Raw genomic sequence first — 17,407 nt, 5'->3', positions numbered from 1 at the left:
CAAAAATTAACACGGTTCGTTTCGGAGTCGTTGGTAAGCTATGGCTTGGGCAGCGGGGCAGAGGTTATACGGCGATCGCTATATCATCGAAAGACCGCTGGGTCAGGGTGGTGTTGGGATTACCTATCTTGCTAAAGACAGAAAAGGCAATCAAGTTGTCATCAAGACGCTGAAGGACGATGTCCTCAACAACCCAGAACTCGCTTCTTTCCGGGATAAATTTCAGCGGGATTTCCGAGATGAGGCGCTACGCTTAGCCTTATGTCGTCATCCGCATATCGTGCAGATTGACAACGCTTTTCAGGAAGGTTCGCTTCCCTGTATGGCGATGGAATATGTGGAAGGGGAAGATTTATGGAAGTGGGTGAACAGGTGGGGACTGCTGTCGGAAATAGAAGCACTGCGCTACATTCAGCAGATTGGTGAAGCGCTTACCGTCGTTCACGATAAAGGGTTGCTGCATCGGGATGTAAAGCCGCACAACATCATGCTGCGTTCTGGGAAATTAGAGGCAGTTTTGATTGATTTTGGGATTGCACGGGAGTTTATCCGGGATACTACCCAAGCTCATACTCAAGCTTTAACCCACGGTTTTGCACCGATTGAGCAATATGCTGAGGAAGCGAGGCGAGGCGAGTATACGGATGTCTACGCCCTCGCTGCAACTCTGTATTATTTACTCACGGGAAAGCGCCCGACTCCGGCTTTTGCCAGGGCGGCGAAAGTTCCCTTAGAGGCACCGAGACAAATTAATTCTAGTATTAGCGATCGCGTTGAGCTGGCAATTCTCCTGGGAATGGAGTTTGAACCAGAGAATCGTCCTGCTTCAGTGCAAGCTTGGTTGGATTTATTTAATTTCAGCAGTCTGAATCAAGATGGGGCGACGTTACCCATCCGAAACGTTGAATCAGTCATTACTACGTCTGACACCACGCTTCCCACGACAATGTTTGTCTCTTCAGACGCTTCCCACAATAAGCTGAGTCCGGAGGTGGGGGAAAATTACCGTCAATTGCGGGATTTATTAGCAGCAGGGAAGTGGAGAGAAGCCGATATGGAAACGGCGGCGATTATGCTGAAGGTAGCCCGTCGGGACGAAGAATGGCTGGATTACGAACACATTGAATCGTTTCCAGGGCAAGATTTACGCACCATCGACACTCTCTGGGTAAACTATAGCAACGGACGCTTTGGCTTGAGCGTCCAGAAGCGGGTTTACAACGAGTGTGGGAAAGATTTTGTCACGTTTGGCGATCGCGTGGGTTGGCGCGTCAACGAAACTTGGTTGTGGTGGAATGACCTCAATTTCACTTCCGATGCTCTCCCCGGACATCTTCCTGGGTGGCGAGTCGGGGGTTCGGGGGGTGTTTGGGGTTGTTTTGTAACGGTTGGCGAGTCGCTGCTGGCGCGTCCCGATTTGTAAGCCGATAAACAAAGAGCGATCGCTTTGTTTTGAAGCAGCTGGTTCGCAAGATTTCTGGAAATTAATTCTTAAACAAGTTGAATTTGAAAATTTTCCATTGCTTGTTTTTTCTGAGCATAGAGACTCCGCAACCTCCGCAATTGAGCCTCTGACAGCACAGATTTAATGACGCTCAGCAATTCCCCCCATCTGTACATTTCTGCCAAGGAAGGGGCTGTGTTTAGTTTCTGCTCGTAAAATTTCACCCAAAAGCCGGGGGCTTTATATTGATGCTTTCTCCAACGCTTGCGCCATCTGAGGAAATCTTTGGTAGTGGGTGTCTCTGCGCCTAAAATGGGTGGCAGATCCGCATAGCTGACAAACGTACTCACGCCTTTGCCAACAACGTGGATGACATATTGCCAGCAATCGATCCGATATATCTGTTCGGGGTTGAGGTTAAGCAAAAGCGCGATCGCTTCTTTCGTCACAAACCGAGCTAATTGATGAACAACCCTTGCTTCAGGCTGTGAGCTTGATATCATAATAATTAACTCCAATATCATGGAGTTTTTGTGGAATTAGCGATCGCTCTTCAGTTTCCGACGCCAAAGGGCGATCGCTTTTTACTGGATAAAATATTTTAGTCGAAATTTAAACTCTATGTCAAGAACAGAGTTAATAAAGTTGCGGATTAGGGAGTTTGCCGCCAAGGAAGGCTGGACGCTGAAGGAGGTTTCCGAACGTTCCGGAGTCTCCTACAGCACCATCAAAACTTATGCAGTGTCGCCGGGAATGGTGATGGCGGACTTAGCTGCTTTAAGAAAATTAGCGCGAACCTTTGACGTGTTAATTGAAGATTTGTTGGAAGTGGTGCAAGAATAAGCGGCGTAACATTCAATAAAGTTTAAGTGAGCGATCTCGCTGTGGGGACATTTCTTGGTACTGTGCCAAAATGAACCCAAGCGTTTCAACATTGCAATCGATGGTTTGGGGCGTTGAAATTAATTTCAGCAGTAGGAATGGACTACAGCAGACTGCAAGATTGACTAGCAGATGGAAATGGAAAGAAGCTGATAAAGAAACTGCGGCTGTTGTACTTAAAATAACCAATCGAAAAAGAAGGTTTGCTAGATATAGAAGCGATTAAAAAGATTCCCGATCCAGACTTTTGTACTATCGAAAAACTATGGTTAAGATACAGCAACGGGCATTTTGGTTATAGCGTACAAAAGAGTATCTGGCAGAGTGTCGGTGGTAAGCTGCACGCTGGCGATAAAACTTGGCAAAGTTTTGGCGATCGCTTGGGATGGTTTGAACAAGGTTGGTGCGAATATGATGAACTTACCTTCAGCTTGGATGCACCAGCAGGACATCTTCCTTGGATGCGATCGCTTAATTTCTCTTAGGGGCGACGTGGATTCTTCATTTTTAATTGTGGAAATGTCTTATCTCGCGTCGAGACTTGCAAGTTGTAGCAAAAAGTAATTTCCAGCGCTTTGATAAGACTTAGCAAAGGCATGCAATGACAAGCGATCGCTCTCTCTAAATCCAAGTGTTCACAAGCGATCGCTTCTGGCAAGATAAGGAGAAGTGTCACATTCACTAAGGTCATCAGTTGCTATGCGTTTGAAGCGAATCCTTGGCTTTTTGGTGTTGTGTGCGGGTGTTAGCAGCCTCTTCATCTGGCAGGAAGGGCGATCGCTACCCGTCTCCCAAGCTCAACCTCCACCCTTGCCGGAGGGGGTGCGATCGCAGACTGATGTGCCTTATGTGCCAACACCTAACGAGGTGGTGACAGCAATGCTAAAGATGGCTGACGTCACTCAAGATGATGTCGTCTACGATTTAGGTTCTGGCGATGGCAGGCTGGTTATCGCAGCCGCGAAGGAATTTGGCGCGAAGGGTGTCGGTTTCGAGATTAACCCCCGACTAATTGAGGAAAGTAACGAAAAAGCTAGATTAGCCAGTGTGAGCGATCGCGTGAAGTTTGTCGAGCAAGATTTGTTCCAAACTGACCTCAGCGAGGCTACCGTGGTGACGCTTTACCTGCTGCCTAAAGTTAACGTCCAACTGCGACCAAAACTGCTGCGCGAACTCAAACCGGGAACGCCCGTTGTGTCTCACCAGTTTGACATGAAGGAATGGAAACCCGATCGGACTGAAGTATTGCGGGTCGGTTCTCGCATTCATAGAGTTTTCTATTGGGTGATTCCAGCACAGGTAACAGGAACCTGGCAATGGAATATGCAATCCGTTGGCAGCAAAAACCCCTACACGCTGCAATTACGTCAACAGTTCCAAGAAGTTACAGGAACGGTGAGAATGAGCAATGAGGAAATGCCGATTACTCAGGCGAAATTAACAGGCGACCAACTTAGTTTTAAAGTTACACAGCCGAAGCAAGGGAAGCTAGTAACCATGCAGTTTAATGGGCGCATTTCTGACAACACCATTATTGGAAGCGTGGATATATTAGGTGGTGCCAAAGTAGATAGACGCAACTGGTCAGCCCGACGCTAATACTAAATTGGTCAAATTCCTTTGATGCAAGAGTTTTAAATTTTACTCTAACGCGAGCAACAAAAGAGCGATGATTGCCCGAACTAGAAGAGTTAGACAAATTGTATCAGTCTAACGAAATGATAGTTAGCCTACTTCATTTCTCGGTGGGCGCGTACCGGAACATTGTCTGTAGGGTGTCATCCTTAGACCTCCTGCATGAATAGGAAAGCAATGTGCCAGTTAGAGTCAAGGTAAAGGAGAATCGGGAAAACCTTAGGAAGAAGGACGGCAAGAGGGAGTTAAAATGCCCTATAACGAATTAGAACATCTATCCCGTAGAAACTTTTTAGCGACTTCTGGCAAGATTAGGAGTCTTGAAGAGGTCATATTGAACCAGCAGTCTCCCTGGCAGTTTCTCGCAGCCGCTCCACATCACGCATCGGTGGTGCACCAAAGAGCCGCTTGTATTCCCGGTTGAAGTGCGAGGCGTCATCATATCCCACATGGTAGGCAGCACTGTTAGCGTCAAGGTTTTGCCCCAGCATCAGACGGCGAGCCTCTTGAAGCCGTAGTTGCTTCTGAAACTGTAAAGGACTCATAGCAGTGACTGACTTGAAGTGATGGTGGAAGCCTGAGACACTCATTCCTAGATCGCGTGCGATGCTTTCAATCCGAAGCGGCTGGTTAAAGTCTTTGCGAAGTCGATCGACAGCTCTAGCGATGTGGTGAGTGTAGCCACCTAAAACGGCAATCTGACGCAGCCGATTTCCTTGCGTTCCCATTAGGAGTCGGTAGATAATTTCCCGTTTAATCAGGGGTGCAAGCACATGGGTTTCGGCAGGAGAATCGAGAAGCCTGACAAGCCGCACCACAGCATCCAACAGGTCTGCATCCAACGGACTCACGTCGATCGCTTTTACACTAGCACCCCGTTGCGCTGAGGGATAGCCTGCCTCAACCATAGCTGAGCCAACGAGGGTAGGGTCGAGATCGAGACGAAGACCTAGGTACGGTTTTTCCTGAGTTGCTTCTAGAATTTGGCTGGCAATCGGCAGTTCGACCGTCCCCAGCAGATAGTGCATTGGGTCGTACTGATAGCGATCGCTGCCTAGAAGGACTTCTTTACTGCCCTGAGCGATCGCACAAAAGGCAGGAATAGAGACACTATGAAAGCATTCCGAAGGAGACGAGGTGCGATAGAAGTGCAATCCTTTCAGCAGCTCGATCGCTCCATCTTGACGAATCGCTTGGGCAATTCGCTCCGTTAGTTCCTCTCGGTTGGCTTGCGCTCTGTCTGCCTCGCGCTTTGCCTGTGGGGTGTTAGTTAAATACATATTGAAAACAGAGGTTTGAATTGTAAAACATTGACAGGAAACCGCACAAATCAAATTTCATCTGAGTGCTTCAAGTTTGCTGAGTAGGAGGTTAACGAACACTATAAAAGCTCCTCCCTCTTCTGGAGATGGATCAACTAAGCGATGAGCAGACGGGTTACGAAAAGTCCCAACGATGCCAGCGTATAAATCTCGGTAGCCCTGTCGTTCTGAAGCAACTGTGAACTTCGAGGCTAACGTTCCTTTGTCACTAAATACGTTGTTCACTAGGGCAGAGCCAGTGCAATTTGGATCGGAGATGGAACCGACATCACGCAATCGCTCTTCTAGGATGACACCTGCTGTCCTTACAGCGGAATCCCACAGCATGGAATCTGAGCTTCCTGCACCTAAAATTGGTAAACACCGCTTTTTTAATTGCTCATCAAAGTTACTGATGTCTGCTAAAGGAGTTAAGTGAGTAATGAAAGATGTGTCGGGGGCGCTAAAGTCTGCGTCTATAGCCTCGTACGCTTTGCCCATTACAGTACATTTACGTGCAGTCTCATTCTGTCTTCCTGACTTATCTATTTTGTAAACGATATCGCAATGGATGAGTTTATTTTCTGCCAGAACATTTAATGCGCCTTGAGTAATTGAAATTTCAGATAACTCTTCGTCAGTTCCTTTAAAATCAAGCATTACAGCTTCAAGCGATGGTGCATCAAAGGTAGGAACCCACATAATTCCGAATTCCTCATTCAATTTTCCTTCTTGAATTTTTTGAACGAGCCATCGGACAAGGTCTTTTTGCTGATTTGTCAGGTTATACATCTGTAGAAGAATCACGACAGAAAAAATTAAGCAAAGGCAGGAATAGAGACACTATGAACCAGCCCTGTATAAGAATCTAGCGTGGCTTGAATCGAAATCGGTGCAAGTTTGCAGGATTGTATAACCATCCTAGACGATCGTTTTATTGCTTGCCTTTCAGGATTCATAGAATGAAGTTAAAGGAATGAAACGTGATTCCGGCTTCTTGTAAGCGTCTGGATTTTTCTTCAAGAGAATACTCAAGTTTATTTAATCAAGCGCTTCTCGCGATCGCACGAGAAGCATCATCAAATCCACGGCAGGCATTGGTCGCTGTGGGAAAGCTTTGCATGACAAAGCACAAATTGGAGGAACAGAAATGAAACGGCTCACGATACCTGTCATGGCATTTTCCTTATTGGCTTTGGGGTTCGCGCAGGCAGGGCATACGCAAGTCTCATCTGGCGATCGCCCACAGAGCGTAGAAATCACGCGGAACGGTTCGCAGCCTTCCACCGAAGGAGCAGCCGAATATTTCACGGGTTCTGTCTGCATCAATCCCCTGTTTCCAGTACACGATCCATCACGCGCATCTGGCGCGAGTGTCACCTTCGAGCCTGGTGCCCGAACCGCATGGCATACCCATCCCCTGGGGCAAACCCTGATTGTGACGGCTGGAGTTGGCTGGGTTCAGCAATGGGGCGGTCAAATTCAGGAGATTAGACCCGGTGATGTTGTCTGGATTCCACCGAACGTAAAACACTGGCACGGAGCCACAGCAACTACAGCCATGACCCATACTGCGATTCAAGAACAACTTGACGGCACCCCTGTGAACTGGATGGAACAGGTCAGCGACGAACAGTACGAAGGGAGATCCTGATGCTTTCGAGATGGCTTCCCACTAGAGGAAAAAACGGTCAGAAGCGAATGCTGATTTTGGTTCTCGCTTTAGCAATGTCCCTAAGTTCCTCAGCCTGCCATGCCGATAACAGTATCACCAGCAATGCCCCGTCAGAGATACCAACTGAACTATCAACCGAGCAGACAAACAGGATGAAGATCAACATCCAGATCGGAAACAAGGTTGTACCAGCCATGTTGATTGACAGCAAAACCACTCAGGATTTTATTTCCCTGCTGCCATTAACACTGACGCTAAAAGATTACGCAAACACCGAAAAAATTAGTGATTTGCCAAGACGATTATCCACAGAAGATGCACCTCCGGGCAGCGATCCTGCGGTTGGAGATATTGCTTATTACGCTCCCTGGGGGAATTTGGCGATGTATTACAACGATTTTGGATACTCAAACGGACTCATTATTCTCGGAAAAATTGACGGTGACATCGAGGCATTGAATGTGCCTGGTTCTGTAAAAGTGACGATCGAGTTGCGATCGCAGTAAAGAGGGTACGAAATGAAACTGCTTGCGACGGCTATTGAGCCAAAGTGAACCCGCTAAATAAACCCACACATACGAACAAATCAATGAAACACCGCGTTCTAATACCAACCCTCTTGATGAGTGCAATCTGTGCCACGGCGGCATTTGCGCTCGACAAAACACACGTCTCACGTAAGAAGATATCCCAAGCACCCGTGCAGCAGTCCGCTGTGGTTGAGGGGGTAGACAACTTCTATAAGAGCGACAAGGTGACCATGCAGAAGGTTACATTCAAAAACCAATACAACATACAGGTTGCTGGGACTCTCTTCATCCCCAAAGCCTTGAATCAGAACGCCAGGAATCCGGCAATCATTGTCGGGCACCCAATGGGCGCAGTCAAAGAACAGAGCGCAAATCTGTATGCCCAAAAGCTGGCTGAGCAGGGATTCGTCACCTTGTCCCTCGATTTGTCTTTCTGGGGCGAGAGTGAGGGGCAGCCTCGCAACGTTGTTTCGCCGGATATTTATGCCGAGGATTTCAGTGCTGCGGTCGATTTTCTGGGCACTCGACCATTCGTTGACAGGGATCGGATTGGCGTTCTCGGGATTTGCGGCAGCGGGAGCTTCGTCATCAGCGCCGCCAAGATCGACCCGCGCATGAAGGCTATTGCGACGGTCAGTATGTATGACATGGGTGCTGCCGCTCGCAACGGGCTTAAGCATTCTACGACCCTGGAACAAAGGAAGAAATGGATCGCAGAGGCGGCCCAGCAACGCTATGCGGAGTTCACGGGCGGCGAGACCAAATACACAAGCGGAACCGTGCATGAACTCAATGAGAACTCTACCCCCATTGAGCGTGAGTTCTATGACTTTTACCGCACTCCTAGGGGCGAATACACCCCCAAAAGTTCGTCGCCGAAACTGACAACGCATCCGACGCTTACCAGCAACGTCAAATTCATGAACTTTTACCCGTTCGATGACATTGAAACGATTTCGCCTCGTCCCATGCTGTTCATCACGGGTGACAATGCACATTCTAAGGAGTTCAGCGAAGATGCCTACAAACGCGCAGCCGAGCCAAAGGATCTCTATATCGTTCCGAACGCGGGACACGTCGATTTGTACGACCGGGTGAACCTTATCCCGTGGGACAAGCTTGCGTCCTTTTTCAATCAGCACCTCAGTCGGTAAGCGAGAAACTGGCAGGAGAATATGTGCTACTCAACTCGAATGGAAACTTCACAGATAAGGTGGCTTTTGTCACCGGAGCAGCGAACGGCATCGGTCGAGCGACAGCGCTGGCATTTGCCCGTGAGGGCGCTAACGTGGTGGTCGCTGACATTTCAGAACAAGGCAATCAAGAAACAGTCCGCATAATTGAGGAACTCGACGGGCGGGCGGGAGCTTCGCTGCTGCCGAAGGCAATCGCCATCAGGTGCGACGTGACGCGAGCCGAGGACGTGAAGGCGGCTCTGGATAAGACTATCGAACCTGAGTTCGGGTTAAGCCGAAGGGAGGAAAAACGCATTGATATTGAGAGAGGGCTTCTTAGGCTGATGGCAATAGGCAATTAATCCACAGACCAAATTCACCAAGAAATTGACCGGACTGCGATGCCTAGAATGCTCAATGTGAGAGATGTTTTTCAATTGGTCGATAATTGTCTCAATTAGGTCGCGTTTGCGGATAAGCAGCTTATCTATCAGTGGCATCAGCTTATTGTTCATATTGCGCTTCGGCTTAGTAATCAGTTGAATCCCCATCTGGGTTAATAGCTGCTCAAACAACTTTTGCGATATATACCCTCGGTCAGCCACCACCTTACCAGACAACCCTTTGAGTAGAGTCAGCACAGGCTTACGGTCATCTATATTGCCAGCAGTGACAGCGATATTCAGCAGTTCCCCTTGGTCATTACAAACCAGATGTAGTTTAAAGCCGAAGAACCAATCTACACAAGTCTTACCTCGCCTGCCGATATCCTTGAACACCTTGTGGCTTTTGATTCGTCGGTTATGACAGACCGCAATCTTGGTCGAGTCCATTACAGACACACCTGTACACTGACCAAAACAACTGTGTAGATAGGTACTTAAAGGAATCAGGGTGGAAGGCATCCATTCTACAAAGCGTTGATAACTCACCAACTTGGGAAAGGCTGCACTCCACTGTCCATGTACCTTCTCTTGGTAAAACGCTTTAAAATTCCGGTAATGAGATTGATGAAATGCAATCTCGATGGTCATAATTTCGCTCAGGCACAGTTGACGATGGCGGTGGCGATGTTTGAGTGCATCCCTCATCAGTTGTTTATGCCACAAAGGTTCAAAAAGAAGGCAGAAATCATCGACAGAGCAAAAAAGTTCTTCTAGACTAAGCATGGGACGAGCCTGTAAAGCTGTTGTGTGATGACTTTTAGCTTACTCGCTTGTCCCCTCCTTATCCCGAACTCAGGTTATCGAGACTTTCGGGCGGCTGGACTTTGCCTTCAACAACGCTGGCGTGGAACAGAAGATAGCGGCGACAGCCGACCTTACAGAGGAGGAGTGGAACCGCATCGTCAACATCAACCTGCGCGGCGTGTTCCTGTGCCTAAAGCACGAAATCCCGCTGATGCTTAAGCAAGGAAGCGGCGCGATCGTGAATACCTCTTCAGGTGCTGGAGTCAAAGGCTTCAAAGGTCAAGCTGCTTACGTGGCTGCAAAGCACGGCGTGGTCGGACTAACCAAGGCAGCGGCTCTCGACTACGCCGCGCAGAACATTCGCATCAATGCTGTATGCCCCGGAATCATCGACACCCCGATGATGGATCGCTTCAGCGGCGGCACTTCCGAAGGACGAGAACGAGTGATCTCGCAGGAACCAATTGGCAGGATGGGTCAGCCCGAAGAGATCGCCAATGCCGTCGTCTGGCTGTGTTCGGATGCGTCCTCTTTCGCCGTCGGGCACGCCCTGGTCATTGATGGCGGTCAAACGGTGTAGTGATGTGCAGCGCCAACCCGATCGAACCCTAAACGCACGACAATAAAGCATTGTCGCCATCGTCTCCTTCACCGCCAACGGCGATGACTCATATCGCTACTCAGGAGGTACTCGACGCCAAGCCCTTAGACTGGATGGAAAAGGTCAGCGACGAACAATACCAGGACAGATTCAAGACCGAGTACAAGTAAACCAGCTTATCTTCCAGATTGGAGCATCAATTTATGTACAACGCCAAAGCTTACTCCGCAGTCAGTGCAACATCACCGCTGGCCTCCGACACGATCGCACGGCGCGATCCTACTGAGCACGACGTTCAGATTGAAATTCTCTTCTGTGGCATCTGCCACTCCGACCTCCATTCAGTGCGGGACGAGTGGAGCGATTTCATGTCCACAACCTACCCGATCGTTCCCGGTCATGAAATCGTCGGACGGGTCACTCAAGTCGGTTCAGCAGTGACCAAGTTCAAGTCGGGCGATCTAGTAGGAGTTGGCTGCATGGTCGATTCGGATGGTCACTGTCCCAATTGCAAGGCTGGCTTTGAGCAGTTTTGCCAAAATGCGATCTTCACCTACAACTCCCCAGACAAGCACAAGACCGCTCCAGTTACCTATGGTGGCTATTCCAATAGCATTGTTGTCGATCAACGCTTCGTGCTGCGCGTTCCCCCAAACCTCGATCTAGCTGGAGTTGCACCGCTCCTGTGTGCAGGCATTACCACGTATTCGCCACTCCGTCATTGGGGAGTTACAGAGGGTAAGAAAGTAGGTGTGGTCGGTCTGGGCGGATTGGGGCACATGGGCGTGAAGCTTGCTCATGCAATGGGAGCGCACGTTGTTGTCTTTACCACGTCCCCCGACAAGAAAGAAGACGCGCTCCGCCTGGGTGCCGATGAAGTTGTTGTTTCCCGCAATGCTGACGAGATGCAAAAGCACGCTGGTAGCTTCGATTTTATCCTCGATACCGTCGCTGCCAAGCACGACATTAATGCTTATCTCAACCTGCTGGACCTCGATGGTAACATCACCCTGGTTGGTGCGCCTGAAAAGCCTCTAGATGTCGCGGCATTTAGTCTGATTATGAGTCGCCGCAGTCTTTCTGGCTCTATGATCGGCGGCATCGCCGAAACCCAAGAGATGCTCGACTTTTGCGGTGAACACAATATCACCGCCGATGTTGAAGTCATCCCCATCCAGAAGGTCAACGAAGCCTACGAGCGACTGCTCAAGTCCGATGTGAAATATCGCTTTGTAATTGATATGGCTTCTCTGAAATCTGAATAACCGAGGTGAAACTTCGCAGGAGTACCAATGCAAACGTGCTTACGAGCGCTTGGTGAACAAGGACGCGCGCTATCGCTTCGTCATCGACATAGCCCCGCTGAAGGCAGGCGCGTCGAACCGAAGCTAACCCGCTAGATAAACCCACACCTACGAACAAATCAATGAAACACCGCGTTCTAATACCAACCCTCTTGATGAGTGCAATCGGCGCACCGGCGGCATTTGCACTCGACAAAACACACGTCTGGCGTAATAGCCCCCAAGCACTCGCGCAGCAGTCCCCTGTGGTCGAGGGGGCGGACAACTTCTATAGGAGCGACAAGGTGACGGTGCAGAAGGTTACATTCAAAAACCAATACAACATGCAGGTTGCTGGGACTCTCTTCATCCCCAAAGCCTTGAATCAGAACGCCAGGAATCCGGCAATCATTGCCGGGCACCCAATGGGCGCAGTCAAAGAACAGAGCGCAAATCTGTATGCCCAAAAGCTGGCTGAGCAGGGATTCGTCACCTTGTCCCTCGATTTGTCTTTCTGGGGCGAGAGCGGTCGTCGAGTCCGGGCGTGACGAGTATTTAGTCACATTGACGTCGTCGTCAACAACGTGGGGTATAGCCTGCGCGGCTAAGTTCGAGGAACTATCCTTATCCGAGATCAAGCGCCAGTTTGCGACCACCTTCCGTGGAAGCTCAACTCCGTAGAGCGACGTGACAACGAGTAAGCCTGACGAAATCGCCGAAGCGGTTCTTTGGCTTGATTCGGATGCGACTTCGTTTGTAATTGGACATGCGATGTCCGTCGATGGAGAATTTGTACACTCCCAAACTGAGGACGACGCTTCAGGGGCGACACTGGCACTAATTTGACAACAGGATGGTTGTCTTTCGAGATCGTGATTTCTTCACCACGAAGTGCCACCTCAATTAATTTGGGCAGAGGTTGAGATGCCGCAGCGAGATCGATTTGCTGCATAAATCTAACCCTCTTTTTTATTCATCTTCCATCTTTTCTGAAAAATCCGTGTCTTGATACACTTGGTCAAGTGCCTGCTGTTGAGTCCGCCGGGAAGGACGACGGTATTTTTTTGCTTCCAACCGGGGTTCGTATTGACTGTGCCCTTTACCCTTCGTTTTCATTTTCAGGGTGGCGTCGGGATCGGCTTGTTGGTTCAGATGAGTAGAAAGAGCGATCGCATCTTTCAGAAAATCTAGATAATGCTCGTAACGTTCCCAATCCCCTCGCACCGCACAATTCGGCTCATCCCGATGCAGGCAATCACTAAATTGACATCGGGCAACCGCTAAGCGCTGGCGTGCTTCTGGGAAATAATGCACTAACTCTTCCGGAGTCGCATCCAAGTCTGGTTGGTTGAATCCAGGGGTATCTGCAATGAATCCGCCTGTCGGTAATTCAAACAATTCAACGTGTCGCGTCGTATGACGCCCTCGGCTGAGTTTGCCGGAAACTTCTCCGACGCGCAGATTGACGCTGGGAATAAGATAGTTTACGATGCTCGATTTCCCGACGCCAGAAAGACCCGCAAAAATAGTAATTTTATGATTTAGTTGATGCTGGAATTCTTCTAGACCTCGACCTGTGTGGACGCTGATAAATATCGGTTGGTAGCCCCATCCTTGCAAGCGATCGCGCCATTGGTTGAGTTGGTCAGTTGTCACTAAATCGCTTTTATTTAAGCAAAGGCAGACTTCTAAGCCAGTAGACTCTCCTTTTACCAGAAAACGACTCAATTGATAGGCATCCAACGTAGGTTCTTCTAGGGCAAAAACGAGAAGAATTTGCTGAGCATTTGCCACTGGAGGACGATCTAGTTCGCTTGTGCGGGGGAAAACTTCGGCGATCGCTCCCCGTCCACCTGCCCAGTCAGCTTCCTCAATCAGAACGCGATCGCCTACCATCACCTTCTGACCTATTTTTTTCAGCCTTGCCCGACGAGTACACAGGAGAAAGGGAGTTATCGGCGGGGTGTCAGATTCTAACTCCGGACTACTGAGGTCTAGTCGCACTTGATAGAAATTCGCCTGCACAGCCACCACCGTCCCAATTAACGGCGAAGATTCTTCGAACCGATCAACCGGATCTGGAAATTTCTCCTCCCTCTCCTCTCCTGTCGGCGGTAGCGACGGAGGTGGTACAGAACTCATAGGGAAGCTGGACGCCGCACCCTCAGGGCAAAAAAGCCTGTGCGGTCTTCAGACGCAATGAATCGCGTCTCTTCAATTGTGTAGCCCGCCATCGCTAAACTATCAGGAACCTGCTCAATTGGCTCACCCGGATCTAGCCACACTTCTAATAAGGTACCGGGTGCCATTTGTTCCAGGCGGAGTTTAGTGCGAACGAAGTTAATTGGGCAAGGCGTCCCCCGCAAGTCCAGCTGAGCGTCCGGCACATCCGTTGCAGTCGCTGGATTGTCGATCACTTGAACAACCCTCCTAAAAATCCTTCTAAACCGCCTTTCCCAGTGCGATCGCCTTTGATTTTAGCCAGCTTCTCTAGCAGTTCGCGTTCTTCAGCCGTAATTCGATTGGGAATATCAATTCCTACATTAATCAGGTGATCTCCCCGGCTGACTGGGTTCCCTAGTTTGGGTACGCCATGATTTTCTAGCGTCAGCACCGTATTCGGTTGCGTTCCCGCCGGAATTGTTAACTCTACCGGCCCATCTACTGTATTCACTTCCAGACGGCATCCTAAGATCGCCTGCAAGTAGCTAATCTTAATCTCTGACAGGACGTTAATCCCATCCCGATGAAACTCTGCGTCTTCCTCAACAAACAAATAGACATACAAATCTCCCGGAGGGCCACCGCGCAGTCCAGCGTCTCCTTCTTTAGAAACGCGCAGCCGGGTTCCATTATCTACCCCTGGAGGGATAGTAATTTTAAGCTTTTTCGTTTCCTGTTTGCGACCGACTCCTCCGCAAGTTTCACACTTGTCCTCAATTACCTGCCCTTCACCGTTACAGGTGGGACAGACAGAGACTTGGGTAAAGCTACCAAAGGGAGTCCGTGTCGCACGACGCACTTGACCGGAACCACTGCAAGTTGGACAGGCTCGCGGTCGCGTTCCTGGCTTGGCACCTGCACCGCTACAGGTAGCACAGGTTTCTAGATGGGGAATCCGGATTTCTTTTTCGCCCCCAAAGACGGCTTCCCGAAATTCCAGCTTTAAATCTAACCGCAGGTCGTCACCGCGAACGGGACCGCTACGTCTGCGAGCAGCCGTTTGACCCCCGGCACCCCCAAACCCACTGAAGAAGCTTTCAAAAATATCGGCAAAGTTACCAATATCGCCTAAGTCTGGGCCAGCTCCGACACCAGAAGCCACCCCGGCTTCTCCATAGCGATCGTAGCGAGTCCGGGTTTCTGGTTCCGAAAGGACTTCGTATGCTCGATTAATTTCTTTAAAGCGTTCTTCCGCCCCTGGCTCTTTATTGACATCCGGGTGATATTTTCGGGCCAGACGGCGATAGGCACGCTTAATTTCCTCTTTGTCTGAGTCACGGGAGACCCCGAGAATTTCATAGTAGTCGCGGGCCATAGAACGCTGCTTCTTTAGGGGTTAAGGGTTAGGAGAACGGAAAAATGAAAACTTTAGATATCCTTCAATTTTTCATTTTTCCTTTTTTATTTTTATTTGATTTAGTCAACTGGCTCGTAGTCAGCCTGAACGGTATTATCGTCATCAAATCTAAAGTCATCGTCATCGGGTGTGGAGTCAGGCGCTTCACGAAACTCTGGGGATATACCACTTTCCAAACTTTCGTAATCATCCGGTGTCTCGCGTCCGCTGGCTTGCTGGTACACGGCAGCACCAATCGCAAACAGTGTCTGCTGAAAATCGTCGATCTGTTGTTTGATCTCCTCAACACTAATTGAGGGGTTAGCCAGCGCCGCTCGCACCGCTGTAGCCTTCTTATTTGCCTGCGTTTTGATATCCTCTGCAACCAGATCCCCGTTATCATTTAACGTCGATTCATAGCTGTAGAACAGGCTATCAGCCTGATTTTTCAGCTCCACTACTTGCATCCGACGCTGGTCTTCTTCGGCATAGGTTTCAGCTTCGTGCCGCATCCGTTCGACTTCGCTGGCACTCAAGCCGCCGGTATTGCTAATCCGGATACTCTGCTCTCTCCCAGTGCCTTTGTCTTGAGCCAATACTTTGAGAATTCCATCAACGCCAATTTCAAAGGACACTTCAATTTGAGGGATGCCTCTGGGAGCGGGGGGAATTCCTGCTAGGAGGAATTTGCCAAGACTTTTGTTATCTTTCGCCATCGCCCGCTCACCCTGTAAGACGTGAATTTCTACGCTTGTTTGTCCGTCGGTGGCGGTGGAAAAAACTTGGGATTTCGTCGTGGGAATTGTGGTGTTGCGCTCAATAATTTTTGTAAACACTTCTCCCAAGGTTTCAATGCCCAAGCTTAGGGGGGCAACATCCAATAGCAGCAGATCCTCGACTTCACCGCTTAAGACGCCTCCTTGGATCGCTGCTCCCAGCGCCACTGCTTCATCCGGGTTGATCGACCGATCGGGTGCTTTGCCGCCAAAAAACTTCTTAATCGCATCTTGAACGGCAGGAATTCGAGTTGAACCTCCCACCAGGATGATCCGGTCAATCTCATTGGCTGTCAAACCGCTGTCTTTGATCGCCTGAGCTACAGGCTCAATGGTACCTTCCACCAAATGGTTGACGAGTTCTTCAAACTGGGCGCGGGAAAGTTCCATCTCTAAATGTTTTGGCCCGGTTTCATCGGCGGTGATGAATGGCAAATTGATAGAGGTGCTGCCCATGCTGGAAAGTTCGATTTTGGCTTTCTCTGCTGCCTCTCGCAACCGCTGGAGAGCCATTTTGTCGGTTCCCAGGTCGATGGAATCTTGCTGTTTGAAGTTTTCGATCATCCAGCGGACAATGCTGTTGTCAAAGTCATCTCCGCCTAGATGGTTGTTTCCAGAGGTAGCTTTGACTTCAAAAACGCCGTCACCCAATTGGAGTACGGAAACGTCGAAGGTACCGCCCCCTAAGTCAAACACCAGAATGCACTGCTCTTCATCTTGTTTATCCAAGCCGTAGGCAAGAGCAGCTGCCGTGGGTTCGTTGATGATCCGTAAAACTTCCAGTCCGGCAATGGTACCGGCATCTTTTGTCGCCTGCCTTTGGGCGTCTGTGAAGTAGGCAGGTACGGTGATGACTGCCTGGTCTACCTGTTCGCCAAGAAAGTTTTCTGCATCCTGCTTTAGCTTTTGCAGGATCATCGCTGAGATTTCTTGGGGGGTGTAGTTGCGTCCCCGAATTTGGACATCGACGGTATCATCGCGACCTTTGATACAGGTGTAGGGCACGCGCGATCGCTCTACTTCGGTGTCATCCCAGCGGCGACCGATAAAGCGTTTAATGCTGTATACCGTATTTTCGGCATTGGTGACAGCTTGCCGTTTTGCTAGCTGACCCACTAGGCGATCGCCGCCCTTGCCAAATCCCACGATACTTGGGGTCGTTCTCCCTCCTTCTGTGTTAGAGATGACGATGGGTTGACCCCCCTCTAAAACAGCCACGCAACTATTGGTCGTGCCCAAGTCGATGCCAATGACTTTTCCCATAGCTAGCTGTAGTAAAGGTTTACAGGATTTGTTAAGTAGCCGTCGAATTGCTTGTCCGAAATGGTTCGGACCCGGCACCAGATTTCCATCAAT

The 17,407-nt window shown here is 49.6% G+C and carries 19 protein-coding genes and 3 pseudogenes; 12 read left to right on the top strand and 10 right to left on the bottom strand.

The genetic code is table 11. The annotated features are described in order from the left end of the window. Positions 1–40: 40 nt before the first annotated feature. Complete coding sequence (locus NDA06_RS09825; RefSeq protein ID WP_190986265.1) at positions 41–1,423, top strand: serine/threonine-protein kinase; 1,383 nt, start codon at positions 41–43, stop codon at positions 1,421–1,423. A 68-nt stretch (positions 1,424–1,491) separates the two neighbouring features. On the opposite strand, the gene NDA06_RS09820 is transcribed toward NDA06_RS09825, so the two are convergent. Continuing rightward, complete coding sequence (locus tag NDA06_RS09820; RefSeq protein ID WP_190426374.1) at positions 1,492–1,947, bottom strand: hypothetical protein; 456 nt, start codon at positions 1,945–1,947, stop codon at positions 1,492–1,494. 118 nt (positions 1,948–2,065) lie between these two features. Here NDA06_RS09820 and NDA06_RS09815 point away from each other — a divergent pair, with 118 nt between their 5' ends. Both NDA06_RS09815 and NDA06_RS09810 read left to right on the top strand, forming a co-directional pair. Next, the gene (locus NDA06_RS09815) at positions 2,066–2,287 is read left to right on the top strand and encodes a helix-turn-helix transcriptional regulator (protein WP_190413812.1); all 222 of its coding nucleotides are present in this window, start codon (positions 2,066–2,068) and stop codon (positions 2,285–2,287) included. Between the two features lie 242 nt (positions 2,288–2,529). Beyond that, the gene (locus tag NDA06_RS09810; protein WP_190986266.1) at positions 2,530–2,811 is read left to right on the top strand and encodes a GUN4 domain-containing protein; all 282 of its coding nucleotides are present in this window, start codon (positions 2,530–2,532) and stop codon (positions 2,809–2,811) included. Here the strand turns inward: NDA06_RS09810 and NDA06_RS09805 are convergent. After that, positions 2,808–3,017 (bottom strand): hypothetical protein, encoded by a 210-nt coding sequence (locus NDA06_RS09805; protein WP_190666224.1) that lies wholly within the window; start codon positions 3,015–3,017, stop codon positions 2,808–2,810. The two genes, NDA06_RS09810 and NDA06_RS09805, sit on opposite strands and share 4 nt — an antisense overlap. 8 nt (positions 3,018–3,025) lie before the next feature. Between NDA06_RS09805 and NDA06_RS09800 the strand changes: the two genes are divergently transcribed. Further along, positions 3,026–3,925, top strand: a complete 900-nt coding sequence (locus NDA06_RS09800; RefSeq protein ID WP_190986267.1) for a class I SAM-dependent methyltransferase — start codon at positions 3,026–3,028, stop codon at positions 3,923–3,925. A 365-nt stretch (positions 3,926–4,290) separates the two neighbouring features. On the opposite strand, the gene NDA06_RS09795 is transcribed toward NDA06_RS09800, so the two are convergent. After that, positions 4,291–5,241: an AraC family transcriptional regulator gene (locus NDA06_RS09795; RefSeq protein WP_190986268.1), complete on the bottom strand. Its 951-nt coding sequence runs from the start codon at positions 5,239–5,241 to the stop codon at positions 4,291–4,293. Positions 5,242–5,298: 57 nt separating this feature from the next. Continuing rightward, positions 5,299–6,054: a TIGR02391 family protein gene (locus NDA06_RS09790; protein WP_190986269.1), complete on the bottom strand. Its 756-nt coding sequence runs from the start codon at positions 6,052–6,054 to the stop codon at positions 5,299–5,301. Between the two features lie 358 nt (positions 6,055–6,412). On the opposite strand from NDA06_RS09790, the gene NDA06_RS09785 reads away from it, so the two are divergent. The 4 genes and pseudogenes from NDA06_RS09785 to NDA06_RS09770 all read left to right on the top strand — a co-directional run. Next, a complete protein-coding gene (locus NDA06_RS09785; RefSeq protein ID WP_190986270.1) occupies positions 6,413–6,916 on the top strand; it encodes a cupin domain-containing protein in 504 nt (167 codons plus the stop codon). Further along, positions 6,916–7,443, top strand: coding sequence for a cyclophilin-like fold protein (locus NDA06_RS09780; protein WP_190986271.1), 528 nt, complete (start codon positions 6,916–6,918; stop codon positions 7,441–7,443). Before NDA06_RS09785 ends, NDA06_RS09780 begins: the two co-directional genes overlap by 1 nt. Positions 7,444–7,526: 83 nt before the next feature. Continuing rightward, entirely contained in the window at positions 7,527–8,621 is a 1,095-nt protein-coding gene (locus tag NDA06_RS09775; protein ID WP_190526917.1) for an alpha/beta hydrolase, read from the top strand. Positions 8,622–8,644: 23 nt separating this feature from the next. Further along, positions 8,645–8,932: pseudogene (locus NDA06_RS09770) on the top strand (SDR family NAD(P)-dependent oxidoreductase); the annotation flags it as partial. Here the strand turns inward: NDA06_RS09770 and NDA06_RS09765 are convergent. Then, the gene (locus NDA06_RS09765; RefSeq protein ID WP_190986272.1) at positions 8,933–9,811 is read right to left on the bottom strand and encodes an IS982 family transposase; all 879 of its coding nucleotides are present in this window, start codon (positions 9,809–9,811) and stop codon (positions 8,933–8,935) included. 55 nt (positions 9,812–9,866) lie between these two features. Here NDA06_RS09765 and NDA06_RS09760 point away from each other — a divergent pair. The 4 genes and pseudogenes from NDA06_RS09760 to NDA06_RS09745 form a co-directional block, all read left to right on the top strand. After that, positions 9,867–10,412 (top strand): annotated as a pseudogene (locus NDA06_RS09760) (SDR family oxidoreductase); the annotation flags it as partial. A 50-nt stretch (positions 10,413–10,462) separates the two neighbouring features. Continuing rightward, complete coding sequence (locus NDA06_RS09755) at positions 10,463–10,603, top strand: hypothetical protein (RefSeq protein ID WP_190986280.1); 141 nt, start codon at positions 10,463–10,465, stop codon at positions 10,601–10,603. Positions 10,604–10,636: 33 nt separating this feature from the next. Further along, a complete protein-coding gene (locus NDA06_RS09750) occupies positions 10,637–11,698 on the top strand; it encodes an NAD(P)-dependent alcohol dehydrogenase (RefSeq protein ID WP_190413822.1) in 1,062 nt (353 codons plus the stop codon). Between the two features lie 161 nt (positions 11,699–11,859). Then, a pseudogene (locus NDA06_RS09745) lies at positions 11,860–12,243 on the top strand (alpha/beta hydrolase); the annotation flags it as partial. Between the two features lie 107 nt (positions 12,244–12,350). On the opposite strand, the gene NDA06_RS09740 reads toward NDA06_RS09745, so the two are convergent. The 5 genes from NDA06_RS09740 to dnaK all read right to left on the bottom strand — a co-directional run bounded on the left by NDA06_RS09740 (position 12,351) and on the right by dnaK (position 17,314). Continuing rightward, positions 12,351–12,668 carry a type II toxin-antitoxin system prevent-host-death family antitoxin gene (locus tag NDA06_RS09740; RefSeq protein WP_190427795.1) on the bottom strand — a complete coding sequence of 106 codons (318 nt, stop codon included), beginning with the start codon at positions 12,666–12,668 and terminating at the stop codon, positions 12,351–12,353. 17 nt (positions 12,669–12,685) lie between these two features. Further along, the gene (gene rsgA / locus NDA06_RS09735; protein ID WP_190986273.1) at positions 12,686–13,858 is read right to left on the bottom strand and encodes a small ribosomal subunit biogenesis GTPase RsgA; all 1,173 of its coding nucleotides are present in this window, start codon (positions 13,856–13,858) and stop codon (positions 12,686–12,688) included. Next, positions 13,855–14,130 (bottom strand): sulfurtransferase TusA family protein, encoded by a 276-nt coding sequence (locus NDA06_RS09730; RefSeq protein ID WP_190413870.1) that lies wholly within the window; start codon positions 14,128–14,130, stop codon positions 13,855–13,857. Before NDA06_RS09730 ends, rsgA begins: the two co-directional genes overlap by 4 nt. Further along, complete coding sequence (dnaJ, locus tag NDA06_RS09725) at positions 14,130–15,254, bottom strand: molecular chaperone DnaJ (protein ID WP_190526929.1); 1,125 nt, start codon at positions 15,252–15,254, stop codon at positions 14,130–14,132. The genes NDA06_RS09730 and dnaJ overlap by 1 nt, the downstream gene beginning before the upstream one ends. Before the next feature lie 101 nt (positions 15,255–15,355). Continuing rightward, complete coding sequence (gene dnaK / locus NDA06_RS09720) at positions 15,356–17,314, bottom strand: molecular chaperone DnaK (RefSeq protein ID WP_190526931.1); 1,959 nt, start codon at positions 17,312–17,314, stop codon at positions 15,356–15,358. Between the last annotated feature and the right edge of the window lie 93 nt (positions 17,315–17,407).

Source organism: Trichocoleus sp. ST-U1 (assembly GCF_039961835.1).
Lineage (GTDB): Bacteria > Cyanobacteriota > Cyanobacteriia > Cyanobacteriales > FACHB-T130 > FACHB-T130.
This window is presented reverse-complemented; position numbering and strand designations above follow the sequence as displayed.

Bases quoted from the DNA above. Each gene is read 5' to 3' on its own strand.
- NDA06_RS09785 (WP_190986270.1), top strand. From the start codon at position 6,413: ATGAAACGGCTCACGATACCTGTCATGGCATTTTCCTTATTGGCTTTG.
- dnaJ (WP_190526929.1), bottom strand. From the start codon at position 15,254: ATGGCCCGCGACTACTATGAAATTCTCGGGGTCTCCCGTGACTCAGAC.
- NDA06_RS09820 (WP_190426374.1), bottom strand. From the start codon at position 1,947: ATGATATCAAGCTCACAGCCTGAAGCAAGGGTTGTTCATCAATTAGCT.
- NDA06_RS09790 (WP_190986269.1), bottom strand. From the start codon at position 6,054: ATGTATAACCTGACAAATCAGCAAAAAGACCTTGTCCGATGGCTCGTT.
- NDA06_RS09765 (WP_190986272.1), bottom strand. From the start codon at position 9,811: ATGCTTAGTCTAGAAGAACTTTTTTGCTCTGTCGATGATTTCTGCCTT.
- NDA06_RS09795 (WP_190986268.1), bottom strand. From the start codon at position 5,241: ATGTATTTAACTAACACCCCACAGGCAAAGCGCGAGGCAGACAGAGCG.
- NDA06_RS09815 (WP_190413812.1), top strand. From the start codon at position 2,066: ATGTCAAGAACAGAGTTAATAAAGTTGCGGATTAGGGAGTTTGCCGCC.
- rsgA (WP_190986273.1), bottom strand. From the start codon at position 13,858: ATGAGTTCTGTACCACCTCCGTCGCTACCGCCGACAGGAGAGGAGAGG.
- NDA06_RS09750 (WP_190413822.1), top strand. From the start codon at position 10,637: ATGTACAACGCCAAAGCTTACTCCGCAGTCAGTGCAACATCACCGCTG.
- NDA06_RS09805 (WP_190666224.1), bottom strand. From the start codon at position 3,017: ATGACCTTAGTGAATGTGACACTTCTCCTTATCTTGCCAGAAGCGATC.
- NDA06_RS09775 (WP_190526917.1), top strand. From the start codon at position 7,527: ATGAAACACCGCGTTCTAATACCAACCCTCTTGATGAGTGCAATCTGT.
- NDA06_RS09780 (WP_190986271.1), top strand. From the start codon at position 6,916: ATGCTTTCGAGATGGCTTCCCACTAGAGGAAAAAACGGTCAGAAGCGA.
- NDA06_RS09825 (WP_190986265.1), top strand. From the start codon at position 41: ATGGCTTGGGCAGCGGGGCAGAGGTTATACGGCGATCGCTATATCATC.
- NDA06_RS09800 (WP_190986267.1), top strand. From the start codon at position 3,026: ATGCGTTTGAAGCGAATCCTTGGCTTTTTGGTGTTGTGTGCGGGTGTT.
- dnaK (WP_190526931.1), bottom strand. From the start codon at position 17,314: ATGGGAAAAGTCATTGGCATCGACTTGGGCACGACCAATAGTTGCGTG.
- NDA06_RS09740 (WP_190427795.1), bottom strand. From the start codon at position 12,668: ATGCAGCAAATCGATCTCGCTGCGGCATCTCAACCTCTGCCCAAATTA.